This window comes from Clostridia bacterium (assembly GCA_035628995.1).
GTDB lineage: Bacteria > Bacillota > Clostridia > Lutisporales > Lutisporaceae > BRH-c25.
This window is the reverse complement of sequence record DASPIR010000034.1, coordinates 144,241-164,364: the sequence shown is the minus strand read 5'-3', so window position 1 is coordinate 164,364 and position 20,124 is coordinate 144,241. Positions and strand designations below refer to the sequence as shown.

The 20,124-nt window shown below is 40.3% G+C and carries 16 protein-coding genes and 1 pseudogene; 16 read left to right on the top strand and 1 reads right to left on the bottom strand.

Annotated elements, in window-relative coordinates:
- The first annotated feature begins 151 nt into the window (after positions 1 to 151).
- From VEB00_16375 to VEB00_16335, 9 genes and pseudogenes are all read left to right on the top strand, one after another.
- Positions 152 to 1,510, top strand: a complete 1,359-nt coding sequence (locus VEB00_16375; protein HYF84579.1) for a P-loop NTPase fold protein — start codon at positions 152 to 154, stop codon at positions 1,508 to 1,510.
- Between the two features lie 265 nt (positions 1,511 to 1,775).
- Positions 1,776 to 2,594 (top strand): helix-turn-helix transcriptional regulator, encoded by an 819-nt coding sequence (locus tag VEB00_16370; protein HYF84578.1) that lies wholly within the window; start codon positions 1,776 to 1,778, stop codon positions 2,592 to 2,594.
- A 178-nt stretch (positions 2,595 to 2,772) separates the two neighbouring features.
- Entirely contained in the window at positions 2,773 to 3,315 is a 543-nt protein-coding gene (locus VEB00_16365) for a hypothetical protein (GenBank protein HYF84577.1), read from the top strand.
- A 54-nt stretch (positions 3,316 to 3,369) separates the two neighbouring features.
- On the top strand, positions 3,370 to 3,741 hold the full coding sequence (locus VEB00_16360; protein HYF84576.1) for a hypothetical protein: 372 nt from the start codon (positions 3,370 to 3,372) through the stop codon (positions 3,739 to 3,741).
- Between the two features lie 33 nt (positions 3,742 to 3,774).
- The gene (locus VEB00_16355; protein HYF84575.1) at positions 3,775 to 4,023 is read left to right on the top strand and encodes a hypothetical protein; all 249 of its coding nucleotides are present in this window, start codon (positions 3,775 to 3,777) and stop codon (positions 4,021 to 4,023) included.
- Between the two features lie 439 nt (positions 4,024 to 4,462).
- A pseudogene (locus VEB00_16350) lies at positions 4,463 to 4,701 on the top strand (GMP synthase (glutamine-hydrolyzing)).
- A gap of 301 nt (positions 4,702 to 5,002) precedes the next feature.
- A complete protein-coding gene (locus VEB00_16345; GenBank protein HYF84574.1) occupies positions 5,003 to 7,180 on the top strand; it encodes a methyl-accepting chemotaxis protein in 2,178 nt (725 codons plus the stop codon).
- 184 nt (positions 7,181 to 7,364) lie between these two features.
- Positions 7,365 to 8,405: a type 2 isopentenyl-diphosphate Delta-isomerase gene (gene fni / locus VEB00_16340; GenBank protein ID HYF84573.1), complete on the top strand. Its 1,041-nt coding sequence runs from the start codon at positions 7,365 to 7,367 to the stop codon at positions 8,403 to 8,405.
- Positions 8,406 to 8,534: 129 nt separating this feature from the next.
- Positions 8,535 to 9,251 (top strand): alanyl-tRNA editing protein, encoded by a 717-nt coding sequence (locus VEB00_16335; GenBank protein ID HYF84572.1) that lies wholly within the window; start codon positions 8,535 to 8,537, stop codon positions 9,249 to 9,251.
- Here the strand turns inward: VEB00_16335 and VEB00_16330 are convergent.
- Entirely contained in the window at positions 9,248 to 10,141 is an 894-nt protein-coding gene (locus tag VEB00_16330; protein ID HYF84571.1) for a LysR family transcriptional regulator, read from the bottom strand. The genes VEB00_16335 and VEB00_16330 overlap by 4 nt on opposite strands.
- A 152-nt stretch (positions 10,142 to 10,293) precedes the next feature.
- Between VEB00_16330 and VEB00_16325 the strand changes: the two genes are divergently transcribed.
- The 7 genes from VEB00_16325 (at position 10,294) to purH (ending at position 20,119) form a co-directional block, all read left to right on the top strand.
- On the top strand, positions 10,294 to 14,070 hold the full coding sequence (locus tag VEB00_16325) for a phosphoribosylformylglycinamidine synthase (protein ID HYF84570.1): 3,777 nt from the start codon (positions 10,294 to 10,296) through the stop codon (positions 14,068 to 14,070).
- A gap of 33 nt (positions 14,071 to 14,103) precedes the next feature.
- Positions 14,104 to 14,607, top strand: a complete 504-nt coding sequence (gene purE, locus VEB00_16320) for a 5-(carboxyamino)imidazole ribonucleotide mutase (GenBank protein ID HYF84569.1) — start codon at positions 14,104 to 14,106, stop codon at positions 14,605 to 14,607.
- Positions 14,607 to 15,311 (top strand): phosphoribosylaminoimidazolesuccinocarboxamide synthase, encoded by a 705-nt coding sequence (purC, locus tag VEB00_16315; GenBank protein HYF84568.1) that lies wholly within the window; start codon positions 14,607 to 14,609, stop codon positions 15,309 to 15,311. The genes purE and purC overlap by 1 nt, the downstream gene beginning before the upstream one ends.
- 161 nt (positions 15,312 to 15,472) lie before the next feature.
- The gene (gene purF, locus VEB00_16310) at positions 15,473 to 16,894 is read left to right on the top strand and encodes an amidophosphoribosyltransferase (GenBank protein HYF84567.1); all 1,422 of its coding nucleotides are present in this window, start codon (positions 15,473 to 15,475) and stop codon (positions 16,892 to 16,894) included.
- A gap of 30 nt (positions 16,895 to 16,924) precedes the next feature.
- Positions 16,925 to 17,965: a phosphoribosylformylglycinamidine cyclo-ligase gene (gene purM / locus VEB00_16305; protein ID HYF84566.1), complete on the top strand. Its 1,041-nt coding sequence runs from the start codon at positions 16,925 to 16,927 to the stop codon at positions 17,963 to 17,965.
- Positions 17,953 to 18,570 (top strand): phosphoribosylglycinamide formyltransferase, encoded by a 618-nt coding sequence (gene purN / locus VEB00_16300; GenBank protein HYF84565.1) that lies wholly within the window; start codon positions 17,953 to 17,955, stop codon positions 18,568 to 18,570. The genes purM and purN overlap by 13 nt, the downstream gene beginning before the upstream one ends.
- A 7-nt stretch (positions 18,571 to 18,577) precedes the next feature.
- Positions 18,578 to 20,119, top strand: a complete 1,542-nt coding sequence (gene purH / locus VEB00_16295) for a bifunctional phosphoribosylaminoimidazolecarboxamide formyltransferase/IMP cyclohydrolase (protein HYF84564.1) — start codon at positions 18,578 to 18,580, stop codon at positions 20,117 to 20,119.
- The last annotated feature ends 5 nt before the right edge of the window (positions 20,120 to 20,124 follow it).

Here is a 20,124-nt window from a genome sequence, read left to right as displayed (position 1 = left end):
CTGAATTAATGAAAAAAGGGTAATTTTTATTGAACTAGAGCAGGTTTCTTAATGACCTGCTTTTTATTTGGCAATTAAAGGATAAATTTAGGTAATATAGAATTATTATTAAAGGAACTTTTTTTATATTTCTTGAATGAGGAGGATATATATGTTTTCAAATAATACTATTGAAATTGAACCGAGTGAACCTTTTAAAAATGATATTCTAGACAGAAAAGTTATAGCAGATAACCTTACAAAAATCATTGAGAAAGCTAGTGGTAGTATAGTCCTAAGTATCGATTCCGCATGGGGAACAGGTAAGACTACATTTGTTAAGATGTGGAAATGCAGTTTGGATAGTAATGATAACTTTATATCATTATACTATAATGCTTGGGATAACGATGACTTTAATGACCCATTGCTTGCAATTTTGGGTATTTTTGAAGAATATTTTAATAAAAAGGAAAGTAGCGGTTTCGAGAGGATAAAGACATTTAGTAAACCCTTATTAAAAAAAGCAATTCCTACTGCACTAAAAATTTTAACTCATGGCATATTAGACTTAAAAGATGTAGAATTTGGAGAATATAATGAGTCTCAATTGACTGAACTTGTGGGTTCTTTTGGTGAACTAGAATTTAGAAAGTTAAGAGAAGAAAAAAAGGCGAAAGAGGAGTTTTGCAATGCACTTACAGAATTTCAAAAGGAGCAAGGAAAGAAAATAGTTATTTTCATTGATGAGCTAGATAGGTGTAGACCTTCATTTGCAGTAGAGACATTAGAAAGGATTAAGCATCTATTTAATATTGATAATTACATTTTTGTCTTATCGCTTGATAAGAGCCAGTTATCTCACTCAATTTCTACCATGTACGGCAATGGCATGGATTCTTTAGGTTATCTGCGTAGATTTATTGACATAGATTACATGTTACCATTACCTGATAAGAAGAAATATGCTGAGATGTTGATACAAAGAATTGGGTTAGAAAACAATAAAAAATCTAAATGGTTTTGGTTCTTTTTAGATGAATATGTTAGGATTTATGACTTTAGTTTACGTGACTTAGATAAATTATTTTACTACTTAAATATTCTTTTACCTACAACGCCACTATATGATAGTGAAGAAAACTATAAAGAAACATTCCTACTTTCTAATGGGATACTTTATGCGTTATTGGTAGTAGTAAAAATGAAGGAGCAGAATCTGTACCAAAAACTTGTTTCTAAAGATTACTCGGCAAGTGATATTTTAGATGTGTTGAGGACTAATAAAGTGAATATCGTTGATGATGGATATTATAGTAGTGAATGGATTAAATCTATATTTCATGAGACACTGAATAAGTTTCTACATAGGAATACGGCAAGTGATATACAGATTCGAGAGGGTAACTCTAAAATTGGAAAAGAAGATACATATCCTGATACAAGCTACGATTTGAATCATCTATGGGATAAACAGGGGTGCAAATTATTTAGACAATTAGATTTTCTCGATAACTTTAACTTAATATGAAGACATAATAGGGGTACTTCTCAGGTACTTTACACTTATAAAGCTTGATAAAGGGGGTAGCACAACTATTCCCACGCAGGGTTCATTTTTTAGGTCGAATAGGCTTATGAGATGGACTTTTATTTTGGTACATACATGCGTAAGCGTTGGGGGGCAATGGGTATGAATATAAACATATAAAAATTATTATACTTCAAAGGAAATTCAATTACCTTGCTTATACAAATTGCTGATGGTATTCTTTTAAGCAAAGGAGGATGATTAAATGATAAATGTGCATGACTACTTTGCAGTAAATTGGGAAGCTACTTCAGATAATATACGAGCTTTATTAGCACAACATATTTCTCATAAGACTTTCGCAGAAGCGATGTGCGTAACTAAACGAACTGTGGAAAATTGGTGTAATAATAAAGCAAGACCATCTATTGATTATTTAGTTTTAATGGCTAAATTTTTTAATGTTGATTTATTTGATATTTTAGTTCTAAATGGGCAAGTACAAAAGTCAATAGAGGAACAAGACTGGAGAGAAGCTGAAGAAATAAAAAGAAAGCGTTATAAACAAGGTGACCTTAATGATGTAGATTATGATTGCAAATGTAAGGAAGAATTTGATTCTAATATACTTTTTTATGAGTATATTCAATCAACCTATCCAATATCAAACTTGAGTGAGTTTCTTCTAGTTTTGCATTTGATAGATACGGATTATTTGTGTGATATTCTAGGACGCATGTTTGGCAACATTGGAAAGAATAATGATTATGTTATGAATCAATTAATGTTTTTGTATGATAAAATCTCTGATGATAAAGCTAAACAGTTTGTTGAATTTTATAAAGAATATTATCTTAAATACCCATCAGTATATACAATAGATGATAAAACCAAATTGGAATTAAAGCTACAAAAGTATGAGCAATATAAGAAAATACTTGAATCAGGGGTAATAGATGAAATGCGTGATTCATATATCGAGCGGTTGAAAGATTTTGGAGATAAGTTATTGATGGCAAGAATTGGTGATAGAGGTATTTTTGAGGGTTTCAAAAAGATGGAGAAGCAACTATATTGTGATTAGTATATCTGCGCTACAGATAGTTCGTTTTTTAGGTCATAAGACTTATGAAATGAACTTTTTATTTGATAATCAATGGAAAATTTTAGAAGGTATACATATAAAAATGTCGAATATAAAGAGTAGATATATGCAATTTAATAGGTCAGTTTTAAATAGATAATCAAAGGAGAGATGCTAAGTGGTAAAAAAGATTTTAGGGTGGCTTCTTGTACCGTATATCATGGTCGGGATTTTGGTGAAAAGAAAGACTCAGAAAACTTCATTAGGTATCTTAGCAGGAGTAATATGTTTCTTCTTAGTAATTGGATTTTTAGGTTCGTCAAGCAGTAATGAAGGTAATACTGCTCAAAACACGAATTCAACAAAGGTTGAAGAAAAGACTGTAGAAGTAACACCAACTCCAACTCCAACTCCAACTCCTGAACCAACTCCAACATTATCTCCAGAAGAACAAGAAAAACTAAATTATCAAGCATGGATAGAAGGACAATTTAGTGCATGGGATGGCAGTCATAAAGATTTAGTGAAATTAATTAAAGATAATATGAATGACCCAAAGAGTTTTGAACATGTTGAAACAAGGTATAAAGATGATGGAGATGGAATTACAGTATATATGAAATTCAGAGGTAAAAATGCTTTTGGTGGTTTAGTCTTAAATGAAGTATTAGCTAAAGCAGATTATAAAACAAATACAATTAAAATTATTGCAAATGAATAAATAAACCGCCTTATAGGTATACAACCATGTATTTCACATTTTGAGGTGATCAGTATGAAAAATAAGGGCATTTATATAATCACAATCGTATTAGCAATAGTAGCAGGCTATCTCTTTATGGAGAATAGTAACTTAAAAACGCAAATTAACGAACAAAACTTAACAATTAGTAATTATGAATCTAGTATAAAACAAATTTATGATGAATCCTTTGACCTAGATATTAGAATGGCTGATTTTAGTAGTCGTGTAGAAGATTTATATAGTTTTGTAGAAGAATTTAGTGATGCTGAAACTAATTGGCGAGATATTGTGCCAAATGTAGAGGAAATAACAACTGAAGTTAATGACTATATGTACGATACTAAAACGATGTCTGAAAATATCTATAGTGAACTAGAACAATTAAAGAATAGTAGTAAATAATATTATATTTTCTTTGTATCAGGGGGTATCTGTATGGAGAATCTTAGCAAAAAAATAGACAACCTAAGTTATTCAACAATAGAACACGAAATAGCAAGTTTTTATGATTTAGGAATGGTCAATAGCTCAAGTTTACCAGTAACATTGAGAGAAGATGAAAGTGGCACTTATTATATTGATGGAACGAAAAAGCATGGTGAATTTTCTATCAAGATTACTAAGCAGCCAGATGAAACATATTGGTTATTTGTTTGGTTATGTAATTTGAAAAAGCATAGATAGAATACTTATTCTAATCGTGTATTCTGGTTTGAACTTAAAGTGGGAAAGCATGAATTATGGTATTCGTTAATAGGAGTATAGAGAAACTGAAAGGGGTAAGTTTCTCGAAAGAAACTTAAAATAATGTATCTGACATGCAAGTTTCTGAATTACGTATTCTATAGAAAATAATCTAGTAAAAAAGTTTTGAATTGCCTGCTAGAGGTAATCTGATTTAATAAAAGAATGATTTTATCTGTGAATATAGGCTTGGGAAGTGGCTATTTGCAATGGGCGTAGAAAACACAAAACATAAAAGCTGATGGCTAAACACTTGTAACTGCTAATAAAGAACATTTTTACAGAGGTTAGATTGTCTTCAGTCTACAAAATAGATATAATGAGACTTAACAAGTTGACACATCAAAACCGTCACTTACTTAAAAATCAAAACCTACACTATTTCACCGCCTCCCCAACATCACAACTGTTGGCGTAATGGGAGATGAACGCACATATTCCCATACAGTGGCAGTCCGTGCTGTCACAAGCTCTGATGCAATGACAGCAGATTGGGCGAGGATACCCTACGATGTGCTTGAGAAGATTTCAAACAGGATAGTAAATGAAGTGGAGCATGTCAACAGGATAGTGTATGATATAACCTCAAAACCTCCTGCAACGATAGAGTGGGAGTAAATTCTTAGTATAACAGCAACTGTAATACAACAGTATTCCAGTTGCTGTTATTTTTATGCAAATAATGTAATATAATGCAGGAATTTGTGAAATAATTATTGATATTATTGGATATTACAGTTAAAATAGTATTGAATATAGTTATCTATTTAACAAAAAACTTTGCACACATTATACTATTGGAATCACTTAATTAATTCGTCGGACTTTTTACCCGAGGGCTTGAAATTTTTAAGTGTTTTTTTTATGTAATAATGAATACGGGCTCATATAAATTTTTATTATTAGGGGGGGATGACAAGTGAAAAACAAGGGAATGAGCGGCAATAGGATTGGACGTAAAATTGTTTCTGCAATTGTTGTTTGCTGTATTGCAATCTCAGCGCTGGTAGGCGGCATATGCATCTCAAGCAGCAGCGGATTCATAGAAGCTGAAGCTAAGGATAAGCTTCTGCTGATGGCTGAAAGTAAGGCGAATGAGCTAAATGTGATTTATGGGGAGTTGGAATCCTCCGTTAGTGGATTGGCTACCGCTGCAAAAGCAATGCTTGACCTGGAAAGCCTGAAGACCAACCCTAACTATATGAAAGAGCATCAGACAGAACTTGAGGAAATTACTAGAAACTTTGGGGAATCAGCTAATGGAGGCATGGGATCATATGTATACATTAATCCTGAGTTGACAGATAACTTGTATGGCGCCTGGTTTGCTGATGTTAAGAGCAGCGGCGTATTTGAAAAACAAGAATTAGGAACTGTCAGTGAATTTACTCCAGACAATGCAGACTTTGGTTGGTACTATGAGCCTATAAAAGCAGGCAGGCCTGTGTGGATTAAGCCCTATGAAGACCCTGAATTGAAGATTATGATGATTTCCTATGTGGTACCAATATACTCAGATAAGACTCTTATCGGGGTTGCGGGAATGGATATCAATTTTAATAAAATCTCTAGCATTATAAACAAAACTACGGTATACGATACAGGACAGCTTGCATTGCTGGATAAAGAATATAACTTTCTGATACGTCCTTCCTTCAAACAGGGGGAGGATGCTGGTGCAGCTGCCGGACGGCAGAGCGCTGATGCAGTAACGCAGGCCAGTGAGCAGGCTAGCGGGCAGGAGACCAGCAACCTGGCAACAGAGGAAAATGGAGCTTTAAAGTTCTTGACTGATGAGATAGCCAAGGATAAGCTTGGTATGACTGAATACACATACCAAGGGATAAAGAAAATATTTGGTTATACTCACTTATCCAATGGATACATAATGACAATCGATGTACCCAAAGACCAGGTGCTAAGAGATATAAATAAGCTGACTGTCATTACTGTTGAGTTGATAGGTATTGGTGTAATAGCGGCCATTATAATTGCGTTATTTGTAGGAAGCATGATTTCAAAGCCTATTTCGCAGATTACTAAATTGATAAACAAGACAGCCGACTTTGATTTGACCAGTGAAGGAAATTATGACAAGCTGCTTAAGAATAAAGATGAGACAGGTGCAATGGCAAGGGCTGTTATAGACATGAGAAAGAGTCTGAGAGAAATGATAGAGGATATAAAAAGCAATGCAGCTAAGACCTCGGAGTTTACGAAGACAATTGTCTCTTCTTCAGGTTTGGCTTCAGAGTCCATAAATGAGGTGGCGAAAGCAGCTGAAGATATGGCACAAGGGGCTTCCACTCAGGCACAAGTATCGCAGACAGGTTCCCTGGAGCTTGGGTCGCTGGCCGCTGAAATTGAGAGCTCCGTTGCAAGTACCAGTTCAGTGAAAGAGAATATTTACAAAACAGATACAGCACGGGAAAATGCAGAAGGCTCGATACAGATATTGGAACAGAGCTTTGAGGAGAATAATAAAGCCGCAGCTACAATTGCGGTAAGTGTAAATCAGTTATCTGAGAAGTCAGAAAGCATAAGCCGAATTATCAATGTGATCAAGGGAATTGCAGAGCAAACGAACATGCTTGCGCTCAATGCAGCGATAGAAGCTGCGAGAGCCGGAGAGCAAGGCAGAGGCTTTGCCGTAGTTGCTGATGAGGTGCGAAAGCTTGCAGAGCAAACCTCGAAATCAGCCAAGGAGATAGAAGAGATAATCAATACACTACAAGCGGACATAGACATTGCTAAGGAAGGAACTGACAATACTACAGCAACCATCAATGAGTCGAACAAGGCCTTGGAGCATGTGAGCACTTCCTTTGGCATCATAGGACAGGCAATTAAGAATACTGTTGAGCAGATAAGCAGTCTGGCTGACAGCATAGATAAAATCGATCAAAATAAGAATTCTGTGGTCAGCTTGATAGAGGAGATATCATCCATTTGCCAGACTACTGCAGCAGCTTCAGAGGAGGTTTCCGCTTCCTTGGAGAATCAGACGACAGCAATGGAGGACATATCTGGTACCTCAGATGAATTAAGCTCCATAGTAGTCAGCTTGGAAGGAATAATCAGCAAATTCAAGCTGTAGCACTATTGGTAGATCGAGATATGAAAAATATAAGATAAGAAGTAAAAGAGCAAGTGGTGAAACCACTTGCTCTTTTAAACTCCACTACCTCTAATAATTCTTGCCATATGCATAAACCTATAATAAAATATGTATAACTAAAGTAGTAAAGGTAAATATTAGCATTTATAGGGGGTGGTGCAGAATGGACAACATGGAAAAGATCCGTGAGAAGCGTAAGAATGAACACCTGAAGTATTTCCTTTCAAATAACCCGACCGGAAACAATGGTTTTGAAGATGTAGTACTGCAGAATAACTCGCTTCCCAATGTTGATTTCGAGGAAATTAGCACAGAATATGTATTCCTGAACAAATACATCGATAGTCCACTGATGATAAATGCAATGACCGGGGGAACGGAGTACTCCGGTGAGATTAACAGGAAGCTGGCACGCCTTGCAGTGAAATTTAACATCCCGATTGCAGTGGGTTCCCAGACTATAGCTTTTGACAATTCCGAAGCGGCTGATACCTTTAAGAAGGTTAGAGAGATAAACAGGGATGGAATTGTAATTGCAAACCTAAGTGCAAATCTAAGTATTGAGGATACCTATAAAGCAATAGACATGATTGAGGCCGATGCTGTACAGCTTCACTTGAATGTTGTGCAGGAGATGTGCATGACTGAAGGTGATCGCAGCTTCAGAGGTGCATTGGATAATATAAAGCAAATAGCGGCGCTGTCCGAGGTTCCAGTTATAGTTAAAGAAACTGGCTTCGGAATGTCCTTTGAAACTGCCGGGAAGCTTTATGCTGCAGGGGTAAAGTATATAGACATAAGCGGCAGGGGAGGGACTAATTTTGTGAACATCGAGAGCTCGCGTAATATAGAGAGAGACTGCTCTTTGATGGAGAACTGGGGAATACCTACAGCACTTAGTCTTCTGGAGTGCAGAAAAGCCAATAGTGATTTGTTTGTGATTTGCTCTGGAGGTATCTCAAAGTCTGAGGAGATAATTAAAGCTCTTTGCATGGATGCAGACATGGTGGCTTTAGGAGGAGCAGTACTGCGAATACTGATTGAAAAGGGCTATGAAGCCGCAGAGAAGTATATGGAGGAGCTTATAAACGGAATTAAGGTAATGATGCTGCTCTTGGGCGCAAAGGATGTAACAGAGCTGAAAAATGTGCAATACCTGCTGAAGGGCGAGCTTAGAGAGTTGTATAGCTATAAATTTACATAAACAAATTTAGTTTATTAAATACCGCCGTGTATTCCGTGGAATTCAGTGTTTTCAGTGTTACCCGTTCCCCTCGAGCCTCGGACCACGTACCTCGAACCAGAAATAATACCAATGATGGAGGGATTCGAAATGACTGAACTTCTATTTCAGACAGACAGCTATCTCAAGGAATTCGATGCAGAAGTAGTTGAGACCGACAATGAGGAGAATGCTGTGATCCTGGACAGGACGGCCTTTTACCCTGGGGGAGGGGGGCAGCTTAATGACACAGGCTACCTTTACTCAGGCAGCAAAACCTATAGAGTCAGCAAGGTGAAGAAGCAGGAGGGCCGAATCCTGCACTGCATAGAAGGCAAGCTTCCTGCTGCCGGTACTGAAGTAAAAGGACAGTTGGATTGGGAATACAGATTCAAGCTTATGCGTACTCATACTGCTATGCATATTTTATGCGGGGTGGTCTGGAGAGATTATAACGCCCAGGTCACAGGCGGGAATATGGAACCTTTGGCCGGCAGGATGGACTTCGAGTTTGAAAGTCTTGAGGCAAGCCTTATTAAAGAGATAGAGGAAAAGGTGAACCAGGAAGTGAAAGCTGCAAGGGATGTGCTGGTTAAGATACTGCCCAGGGAAGACGCCTTCCATATACCTGACCTGATACGCACAAAAATAAACCTTCTGCCTGAAGGAATCAGCCATATAAGGACTGTAGAAATCAGCGGGCTGGATTTACAAGCTGATGGCGGCACACACGTGGCTAATACCAGAGAAGTTGGAGTCATGAGAATTGTAGATCATAAGAGCAAGGGTAAAATCAATAAGAGAATCTATGTGGAGCTGGAGGACTAGTTCTTAACTTCCAGCAGCTCCACAAATTTTGACGCTGCAAGGGGCAGCGGTATATTTGAATGTATAAGGAATCCCAGATTTCTATCGGGGATTTCTTCTTTTATGTCCAGCACGAATACTTCATCCTTTGATAGCTCCTTATTTACACATTCATCAGGCACAAAGGCTATTCCAAGTCCTATTTTGGCCATTTCCATTAGTATATCCACACTGCCAAGCTCAATTTCCGGTTTTATGGATACTTCATGTTTCTCCATCAGGTTATCAAAAAATTCTCTGGTTGTAGTATTCTTTTCCAATACAAGAAGGGGGTATTTTTCCAATTCCTTTAATGATACTTTTCGACCCTTTAATTCCTTGAAATTGTCATTGGCAATAAATACATCCCTTACACTTCTGGTGCTTTTTACTAAGATTTTGCTATAGCTGCATTTATCCGGAATGTTTATCACGCTTAAGTCTACGCTGCCTTTTCTCAGAAGCTCAATGCACTTGGGCGATGTCCTGTTTGTAAGGTGAATCTTTATATTAGGATAAGCATGGTTGAAGCTCTTAATATAAGGCATAAGATAGTACTTGCAGATAGTATCGCTGGCACCTATCCTGATTTCACCCTGACCCAGGGAGTTCATTTCCTCTAGGGTTCTTTCACCGGACTTTATGAAATTAAAGGCCTGCTCAATATTTTCAAAAAGAACAGCTCCTTCTCTGGTGTGCTTGACTCTCTTGGTGCTCCTGAAAAAGAGCTGGCATTTGAGCTTTTCCTCTAGAAGCTTTATAGACTGGCTCACTGCTGATTGTGTGATAAAAAGCTCTTCTGATGCCTCTGAAAAGCTAAGAGATTTTGATACATAATAGAAAACCTTATAGAGTTCAAAGTTTATATCCATATATAAGTCCTCCTTATCATTAGTATTAATAATATTAATTATTTTTATTAATTTTACTATGCTAAAATCTAATTGTAAAGTGGCAAACAGAATGTGAAAAGGAATAAGTGCGGAACATTAAAGAGATATTAGTATAAGTGAGGTGAAATTTGATGTACGGCAATGTGAAAAGGATATATGTTGAGAAAAAAAGTGATTATGCCATTTCTGCAAAGGACCTGCTCAGTAATATTAGAGAAAACCTTGGGATAAAGAGCCTTGCAAATCTTAGAATAATCAACCGTTATGACACTTCAGGAATCACCGATATGGAATACACGTCAGCAAAAAACACTATTTTTTCAGAGCCAGCCGTAGATAATTCCTTTGATGAAAATATTGATATTGATAATAATGATAGATTGTTCGCAATAGAGTACCTTCCGGGACAATATGACCAGAGAGCTGATTCTGCGGCGCAATGCCTTCAGATATTGACACAAAAGGAAAGGCCGACAGTAAGAACAGCAAAACTAATCGTACTTTCAGGCAATATTTCTGATAACGAATTTGAAAAAATAAAGAATTACTGCATCAATCCACTTGAATCCAGGGAGGCAGCTCTTGAAAAGCCTGAAAGTCTGGAAGCATTACAGGTGATGCCTGAGAATGTGAAAGAAGTAAGGTTATTTATACGGTATACAGACACGGAACTGGCCAAGTTGATGGATAACATGGGTTTTGCAATGAATTTTGAAGATTTGAAGTTTTGTCAGGAATACTTCAAGGAAACAGAAAAAAGAAATCCTACTATAACCGAGTTAAGAGTTATAGACACATACTGGTCGGATCATTGCCGCCATACAACCTTTCATACAGCTATTGAAAACATAGAAATAGAAAAGGGTAAATATTCGGAAGCCATTGAAGGGGCTCTGAAAAGATATCTGGAAGCAAGAGAATATGTATATGGAGAGTCAAAAAGAGACATTAATCTAATGGATTTAGCAGTAATTGGGATGAAGGAGCTGAAAAAGAAGGGACTTCTCCGGGACTTGGAGGTTTCTGACGAAATCAACGCCTGCAGTATTACTGTAAATGCAGATATAGACGGGAAGCAGGAGGAATGGCTTGTGATGTTCAAGAATGAAACACACAACCATCCTACAGAGATAGAGCCTTTTGGCGGAGCAGCCACATGTCTGGGTGGAGCCATAAGAGATCCGCTTTCTGGAAGGTCCTATGTGTATGGAGCTATGAGAGTGACAGGAAGCGCTGACCCAAGAACAAGTGTAGCTGAGACACTGCCCGGCAAGCTTCCTCAGAGGAAGATTACAACAGGTGCAGCGGCAGGCTACAGCTCATATGGCAATCAGATAGGCCTTGCAACAGGACAGGTTACAGAAATATATGATGAGGATTTTGTCGCAAAAAGAATGGAGATCGGCGCTGTTATAGGTGCAGCTCCCAAAAGCAGCGTAATTAGGAAGGCGCCGATAGAGGGTGACTTAATAATACTCCTTGGAGGAAGAACCGGAAGAGACGGCTGCGGAGGAGCGACAGGCTCATCAAAGGAGCATACCGAGGAATCAATAGAGAGCTGCGGTGCGGAAGTGCAGAAGGGCAATGCACCCACTGAAAGAAAAATACAGAGGCTGTTCAGAAATCCCGCGGTCAGCAGATTAATAAAAAAGTGCAATGATTTCGGAGCAGGCGGCATATCAGTTGCGATTGGCGAGCTGGCTGACGGACTTTTTATAGACCTTGATGTTGTACCCAAGAAGTATGAAGGGCTTGACGGTACAGAGCTGGCCATATCAGAATCACAGGAGAGGATGGCAGTTTTGGTCACTGCAGAAGATGCACAGAAGCTCATCGCTTATGCTGCAGGGGAAAATCTTGAGGCAGTAGTTGTGGCAAGGGTTACATCGGATAATAGACTGAAGATGCAGTGGCGGGGACAGACAATAGTTGATATAAGCCGTGACTTTTTGAATACCAACGGTGTCAGACAGAGTACACAGGTGCTAGTCAAATCACCATCCAGCGAGAATTTCTTTGAAAAGCTGCATATGAGCGGAAAGCAGGAGACCAGCCTTAAGGAAACGTGGCTGGAGAGCTTGGGGGATCTCAATATATGCAGTCAGAAGGGACTTGCTGAAAGGTTTGACAGTACAATAGGCAGCGGAACAATATTAATGCCCTTTGGAGGCAAGTATCAGGAGACCCCGAGTGAAGGGCTGGCGATGAAGCTGCCGTTGATTTCAGGGGAAACCAATACTGCAACATTAATGACCTACGGCTACAATCCAAAGCTGGCAAAATGGAGTCCTTTCCATGGAGCGGTTTATGCAGTGGTGGAGGCGGTTGCCAAGATTGCAGCACTTGGTGGAGATTACAGTAAAACAAGGCTTACGCTGCAGGAATACTTCGAGAAGCTTGGCAAAGACCCGGAGAAATGGGGCAAGCCAATGAGCGCGCTTCTGGGTGCCTTTTATGCGCAGATGATGCTTGGAATTCCCGCTATAGGCGGAAAGGACAGTATGTCCGGGACATTTAAAGACATAAATGTGCCTCCTACCTTAGTAGCTTTTGCGGTTGATGTAGCGGAGGCAGACAAGATAGTATCCCAGGAATTTAAAAAGGCTGGAAGTACAGTGGTGCTTCTAAGGGCAGACAGGGATTCTGAGGATTTGCCGGAATTTGAAAAACTCCATAGAATAAACTCAAAAGTATATGAGCTGATAAGGAAAGGCTTGGTGCTTTCTACAGGAACTATCAGATTCGGAGGCATAGCAGCAGCAGTCAGCAAAATGTGTTTTGGCAATATGTTGGGTTTCATTTTCCAGGAGGGCTATGATGAAAAAAAGCTCTTCGTCCCGGATTATGGCTCAATTATTCTAGAGCTTGAGTCGACACATGACCTGGACAGCTTATTTGGAGATTTACCTTATGAGATAGTCGGCCATACTCATAGTATTAAAACGATAAATATTAATGGAATGGTACTAGAGCTTGAATCAGCTTTGAGAGCCTGGAAGTCTCCTCTGGAGAAGGTATTCCCCACAAGTGTGAAGGAAGTGGAAGACAAACCGCAGAATATATATTATAAAGGTGCAGAAATTGTCAAATCTTCTGTAAAGATTGCCAAACCGAGAGTATTCATACCGGTATTTCCGGGCACCAACTGCGAATATGATACAGCCAAAGCTTTTGAAAAAGCAGGAGGCATCACGGAGCAATTAGTATTCAGGAATATTAAACCTTCAGACATCGAAGCTTCTATAAAAGAAATGGTAAAAGCAATTAACAACACTCAAATAATTGCACTGCCTGGAGGTTTCAGCGCCGGAGATGAACCGGACGGCTCAGGAAAATTCATAGCCACAGTATTTAGGAATCCTGAAGTGAAGGAAGCGGTAATGAAGCTTCTGAATGAAAGAGATGGATTGGTCCTGGGGATTTGCAACGGTTTTCAGGCGCTAATAAAGCTTGGACTATTGCCATACGGCGAAATCAGGGATATGGATGAATGTTCCCCGACACTTACCTTCAATAAAATTGGAAGACATGTATCCTGCATGGTGAGGACTAAGGTGGTATCAACACTCTCTCCCTGGTTCAGCAGGTCAAAGGCGGGAGACATACACACAATAGCAGTGTCCCATGGCGAAGGCAGATTTGTGGCAGGCAGGGCTGCTGCAGCGGAACTTATAAAAAATGGCCAGATTGCTACACAATATGTGGATCCCATAGACAATCCTGCTTATGACGGGATATTCAATCCAAATGGCTCGATAGAGGCTATTGAAGGAATAACAAGCCCCGATGGAAGGATTTTCGGAAAGATGGGACATTCGGAAAGAACTGGAGAAAATATAGCAAAGAATATCCCCGGAGATAAGGATCAGAAGATATTTGCAGCTGGGGTGGAATACTTCAGCTTTTAGATATTTGATAAAAAAATGAGAGGAGAGATGCATATGTCTTTTGGGAAGCCAAAGGTTGCGGTAATAATGGGCAGTGACTCGGATCTGCCGGTAGTAAGGAAGGCAGCGGAGGTTCTTAAGGCTTTTGAAGTTGATTTTGAGGTAAGTATAATGTCAGCACACAGAACACCGGATAGAGCTGCAGAATATGCAAAAAACGCAGAAGGCAATGGTTTCGAAGTTATAATTGCGGCGGCGGGCAAAGCAGCTCATCTCCCCGGAGTATTAGCGGCATTCACAACACTTCCGGTTATAGGAATACCTATTAAATCATCAACTATGGATGGACTGGATTCTCTGCTCTCTATTGTTCAGATGCCCTCAGGAATTCCTGTGGCGACTGTCGCAGTGGATGGTGCAGAGAACGCAGGACTCCTTGCAGTACAGATTTTATCAGTTAAATACGACTTCTTAAGGGAGAAGCTTAAAGCGCACAAAGAAAAAATGAAGCAGGATGTAATAAGCAAGGATGAGAAGATAAAAAGGGAGGTATTCTAATGAAAAAGTTGGATATGATTTATGAGGGTAAGGCAAAAAAGGTTTTCAAGACAGACGATGAAAAATTCTATATAGTTGAGTACAAGGATGATGCTACAGCATTCAACGGGCTTAAAAAAGGCACAATAGTAAATAAGGGTGTCATGAATAATGAGATATCTGCAAAGCTCTTCAATATCCTTGAAGAAAAGGGTATTGAAACTCACCAGGTTGAAAAGATGAATGACAGGGAAGTGCTTGTGAAAAGGGTTAAAATCGTTCCTTTGGAAGTGCTGGTCAGAAATTATGCCGCCGGCTCTCTTTCAAAGAGGTTGGGACTTGAGGAAGGGCTGAAGCTTAATACCACAGTGCTGGAATTCTGTTATAAGGACGATGCTCTTGGAGACCCTATGATAAACGATTATCATATAAAAGCAATGGGCATTGCGACGGAGCAGGAGGTTGCGGAGATTACCAGACAGGCGCTAAGGATAAATGAGATATTAATCGAATATATGCTTTCAAGAGGAATCATACTTGTGGATTTCAAGCTTGAATTCGGGAAGACACCTGAGGGAAAGATAATACTTGCAGACGAGATATCTCCGGATACTTGCAGGCTGTGGGACGCAACAACACATGAAAAGCTTGACAAGGACCGTTTCAGAAGAGATTTGGGCAAGGTCGAAGAGGGCTACATGGAAGTAGTAAAGAGACTGAGTTAAACACAGGTGCGAGGTTACGGGGTTACGGGGGGTAGGGGCGATTCATGAATCGCCCGTACAGGCTTCAAAGACATTGCTTAAATCGCTCGAAACTCGAAACTCGCAACGCGAAACCATGCTCCAGAGAACCTACACAAGACTAATTATATAGGAGATAAGACATGTATAACGATATATTTGAGAAAGAGGACAAACTCAAGGAAGAGTGCGGGATTATAGGTATATACGACAAAGGAAACATGGAGATTGAAAGCCTTACCTATTACGGACTTATGGCTTTGCAGCACAGAGGCCAGGAAAGCGCCGGGATAGCTGTGAACAGGGACGGAATGATAACCTGCTACAAGGAAATGGGTCTTGTATCGGAGGTTTTTGATGACAAAATATTGAACCTGTTGAAGGGTGATATAAGTATAGGCCATGTAAGGTATTCCACAACTGGAGAAAGCTTCGTTACAAATGCACAGCCTCTTTTGGTCAAATTCAAAAAGGGAAACATTGCGGTAGCCCACAATGGGAACTTGGTAAATGCAGCTTCTGTAAGAGAGGAGCTGGAGGACCAGGGCATGATTTTTACCACCACCATAGACAGTGAGGTTATTACAAGCCTTATAGCCAGGAATTACAAGGACGGCATCGAGGATGCCATCCTGGATACTATGGAAATTATAAAAGGCTCCTATGCACTAGTAATAATGACCAACGACAAGCTTATCGGCGTAAGAGACAAGCATGGTTTGAGACCTTTGGTCATAGGCAGGACAGGGAACGGTTATGTGCTGGCTTCCGAAACCTGTGCTCTTGATACTATTGGAGCAAGCTTCATAAGGGATGTTAAACCTGGAGAAATCGTTATTATAGAAGAGAACGGTATAAGGAGCATACAGTGTGGAACGGTTGAAAAGCAAGCTACCTGCGCCTTTGAGTATATTTACTTTGCAAGACCTGACAGCGTTATGGACGGTATCAGCGTATATCAGGCCAGAGAAGCAGCTGGGAGAATTCTTGCGAAGGAGCAGCCAGCAGAAGCAGATGTAGTTATCTGCGTGCCTGACTCAGGTACCCCCGCAGCAATAGGCTACTCACAGCAGTCAGGAATCCCATATGCAGTTGGCTTGATAAAGAATAGATATATTGGCAGGACCTTTATACAGCCATCACAGGTGACTAGGGAAATCGGAGTATCGATGAAGCTGAATCCCTTGAAGGCAAATATTGAAGGAAAGCGTGTTATAATGGTTGATGACAGCATAGTAAGAGGCACGACCAGCAAGAAGATAGTGCAGGCGCTCAAGGCAGCAGGAGCGAAGGAAGTCCATGTAAGGGTAAGCTCCCCTGTAATCACACACTCCTGTTATTTTGGCATAGATACACCAGATAGAAAGCAACTGGTAGGAGCTACAAGTATAATAGAGGCCATTAAGAATAAAATCGGAGCTGACAGCTTGGGTTATCTAAGCTATGAAGGTCTCCTCCAATCGCTGGGCAGTACTGGAGAAGGTTTCTGTACAGCATGCTTCTGCGGTAAATATCCTATGGAGGTACCTGCTGAGCATTGCAAGAATTCTTGCGGAGGAATATAAAGAAATTTTGAAGTAGAGGTGTGAAAACCAATGGGCGAAAAATTGACATACAAAGCATCGGGAGTAGATGTTGAGGCAGGCTATGAAACAGTGAAACTAATGAAGGAGCACACGAAACGAACAATGATACCCGGAGTGCTTGGGGAACTGGGCAGCTTCGGAGGTTTCTTTGAGATAGCCAAAGATAACTATAAGAACCCTATACTGGTTTCGGGGACAGATGGCGTAGGGACCAAGCTTCAGATTGCTTTTATGACTGGAAAGCATGACACTATAGGTATTGACTGTGTAGCAATGTGTGTCAACGATGTGGCTTGCCATGGAGCGAAGCCTCAGTTTTTTCTGGATTATATAGGGACTGGCAAGCTGGAACCCAAAGTGGCAGCTGACATAGTCAAGGGTGTATGTGACGGCTGTGTTGAAGCGGGCTGTGCTCTAATTGGAGGAGAAACCGCAGAGATGCCGGGTTTTTATAAGGATGGGGAATATGATCTTGCCGGTTTTGCAGTAGGAATAGTGGATAAGGACAATGTAATAAACGGCTCAGGGGTGAAGGCAGAGGACATATTGATCGGCATTGCTTCCAGCGGTATACACAGCAATGGCTTTTCCCTTGTGAGAAAGCTCTTCTTTGGAATAAACAATTTTGATATCAGCACCAGGTTCGATGAGCTGGAGTGTACATTAGGTGAAGAACTGCTAAAGCCCACAAAGATATATGTCAAGACTGTGCAGGCATTGATAGCAAAGCATAAAATAAACGGAATAGCTCATATTACCGGAGGTGGCTTCATAGAGAACATTCCACGTACCATACCCGCCGGTCTTAAAGCTGTCATTGAGCATGGGAGCTGGGATATACCTCCTGTGTTCAAGCTAATGCAGAAGCTCGGTAATATCGAGGAGAAAGAAATGTTCAATACCTTCAATATGGGTATAGGACTTGTACTGGCAGTAGGAAAGGTCTCTGTGGAGGATATTCTGGAGACCCTGAATAAACTGGGGGAAAAAGCCTGCATCATCGGGAGCGTCGCTAAAGGCGAAGGGGGAATAGAATTTTGCAGAAGGTAAGGATAGCAGTCCTTGTATCAGGGGGCGGAACCAACCTGCAAACAATCATAGATGCTGTATCAGCCGGCAATATTAACGGAGAAATAGCAGTTGTTATTTCAGACCGGGAAAATGCTTATGCCTTGGAAAGGGCGAAGAAATTCGGCATTAAAGCTGTTTACATTGATAGAAAGAATTGTGCTGAAAGGCTCATGGATGAGCTTCAGAATATGAATACTGAGCTGGTTATCCTTGCAGGCTACCTTACAATACTGGACAGGGAACTTGTAAGAGCTTATGAGGGGCGGATCATAAACATACATCCCTCATTGATACCAGCTTTTTGCGGCAAAGGCTTCTATGGGGAAAAGGTTCATAAAGCGGCTGTGGAGTATGGCGTAAAAGTTTCTGGAGCAACCGTTCATTTTGTAGATGAAGGTACGGACAGCGGTCCAATTATACTTCAGGAGTCAGTGCCTGTATTTGCAGAGGATACAGCAGAGACATTAGATGCAAGAGTGCTGGAGGTGGAGCACAGGATACTGACCGAAGCGGTGAGGTTATTCTGTGAAGGAAGACTCCGCATAGAGGGACGAAAAGTCAAAGTAGTAAGTGAAGAGGTGTGAGACTGATATGATAAAGAGAGCGATTATAAGTGTTTCGGACAAAACCGGAATAATCGATTTTGCCAAGGGGCTTGTGAAGCTCGGAGTTGAAATAATTTCAACCGGGGGTACTGCAAAAGCCCTCGAAGAAGCGGGTATAAAGGTTATTGGAATATCTGAAATCACAGGTTACCCAGAGTGCCTTGATGGACGGGTAAAGACATTGCACCCCAATATCCATGGCGGGCTTCTTGCAGTAAGAGACAATGAGGTACATATGAGCAAGCTCCGCGAGCTTGGTATTGAAATTATAGACTTAGTGGTTGTCAATCTATATCCCTTCAGAAAGACTATAGAGAAAGAAGAGGCAGAGCTTTCTGAAGCTATAGAGAACATTGATATCGGAGGTCCATCAATGCTTCGGGCAGCAGCCAAGAACTACAAATATGTAACTGTGGTTGTGAATCCTTCTGATTATCAGAAGGTGCTTGAAGAAATTAATAACGGGGGAAATACAACTGAAGCAACAAGATTTGAGCTTGCTGCCAAGGTTTTTTCACATACGGCAAGCTATGATACGCTGATTGGCAATTATCTGTGGGAGAAGGCCGGATTGCCCAAGTATCCGGAAACTGTGACCATGACCTTTGAAAAGGTGCAGGAGCTGAGATACGGAGAAAACCCACACCAGGCTGCGGCATATTATAAGGAAATGAAAGCAGTAAGCGGGAGCATTGCCACAGCAGTACAGCTTCATGGCAAGGAGCTCTCCTTTAATAATATAAGTGATGCAAATGCAGCATTGGAGACCTTGAAGGAATTTGAAGAGCCTGCAGCAGTTGCAGTGAAGCATGCCAATCCCTGCGGTGTAGGAGTCGGAAACAGCTTGTATGAGGCTTATACCAAAGCTTATGAGGGAGATCCGATTTCCATATTCGGTGGTATAATAGCCTTGAACAGGGAAGTGGGTGCGATTACTGCGTCGGAGATAAGCAAGATATTTGTGGAGATAGTGATAGCTCCAGCTTATTCAGAGAAGGCTCTGAATATTCTGATGAGCAAGAAGAATATACGAATAATGCAGCTTGAAGATATATGCCGCAAATCAGTAACGGATATTGACGTTAAGAAGGTTAGCGGTGGACTGCTTATTCAGGATGCAGACTGGCAGGATTTTGACATGGCTGATATAAAGAATGTCACGGATAAGAAGCCTACTGAGAAAGAAATGCAGGACATGCTTTTTGCATGGAAGGTTGTGAAGCATGTTAAGTCTAATGCAATTGTAGTGGCTAAAGATGGAAGGACCCTTGGGATAGGGCCTGGCCAGACAAACAGGATCTGGTCAGCCAATATGAGCCTTGAGCGGTCTGGAGAAAAGGCTAAGGGTGCCGTTATAGCTTCTGATGCATTCTTTCCTTTTGGAGATGTTGTCACAGCAGCTGCAAATGCAGGAATATCGGCAATTATTCAGCCTGGAGGGTCGGTTAGAGACCAAGAGTCCATAGATGAATGCAATAAGAATAACATTTCAATGATTTTTACAGGAATGAGACACTTCAAACACTAAAGGCG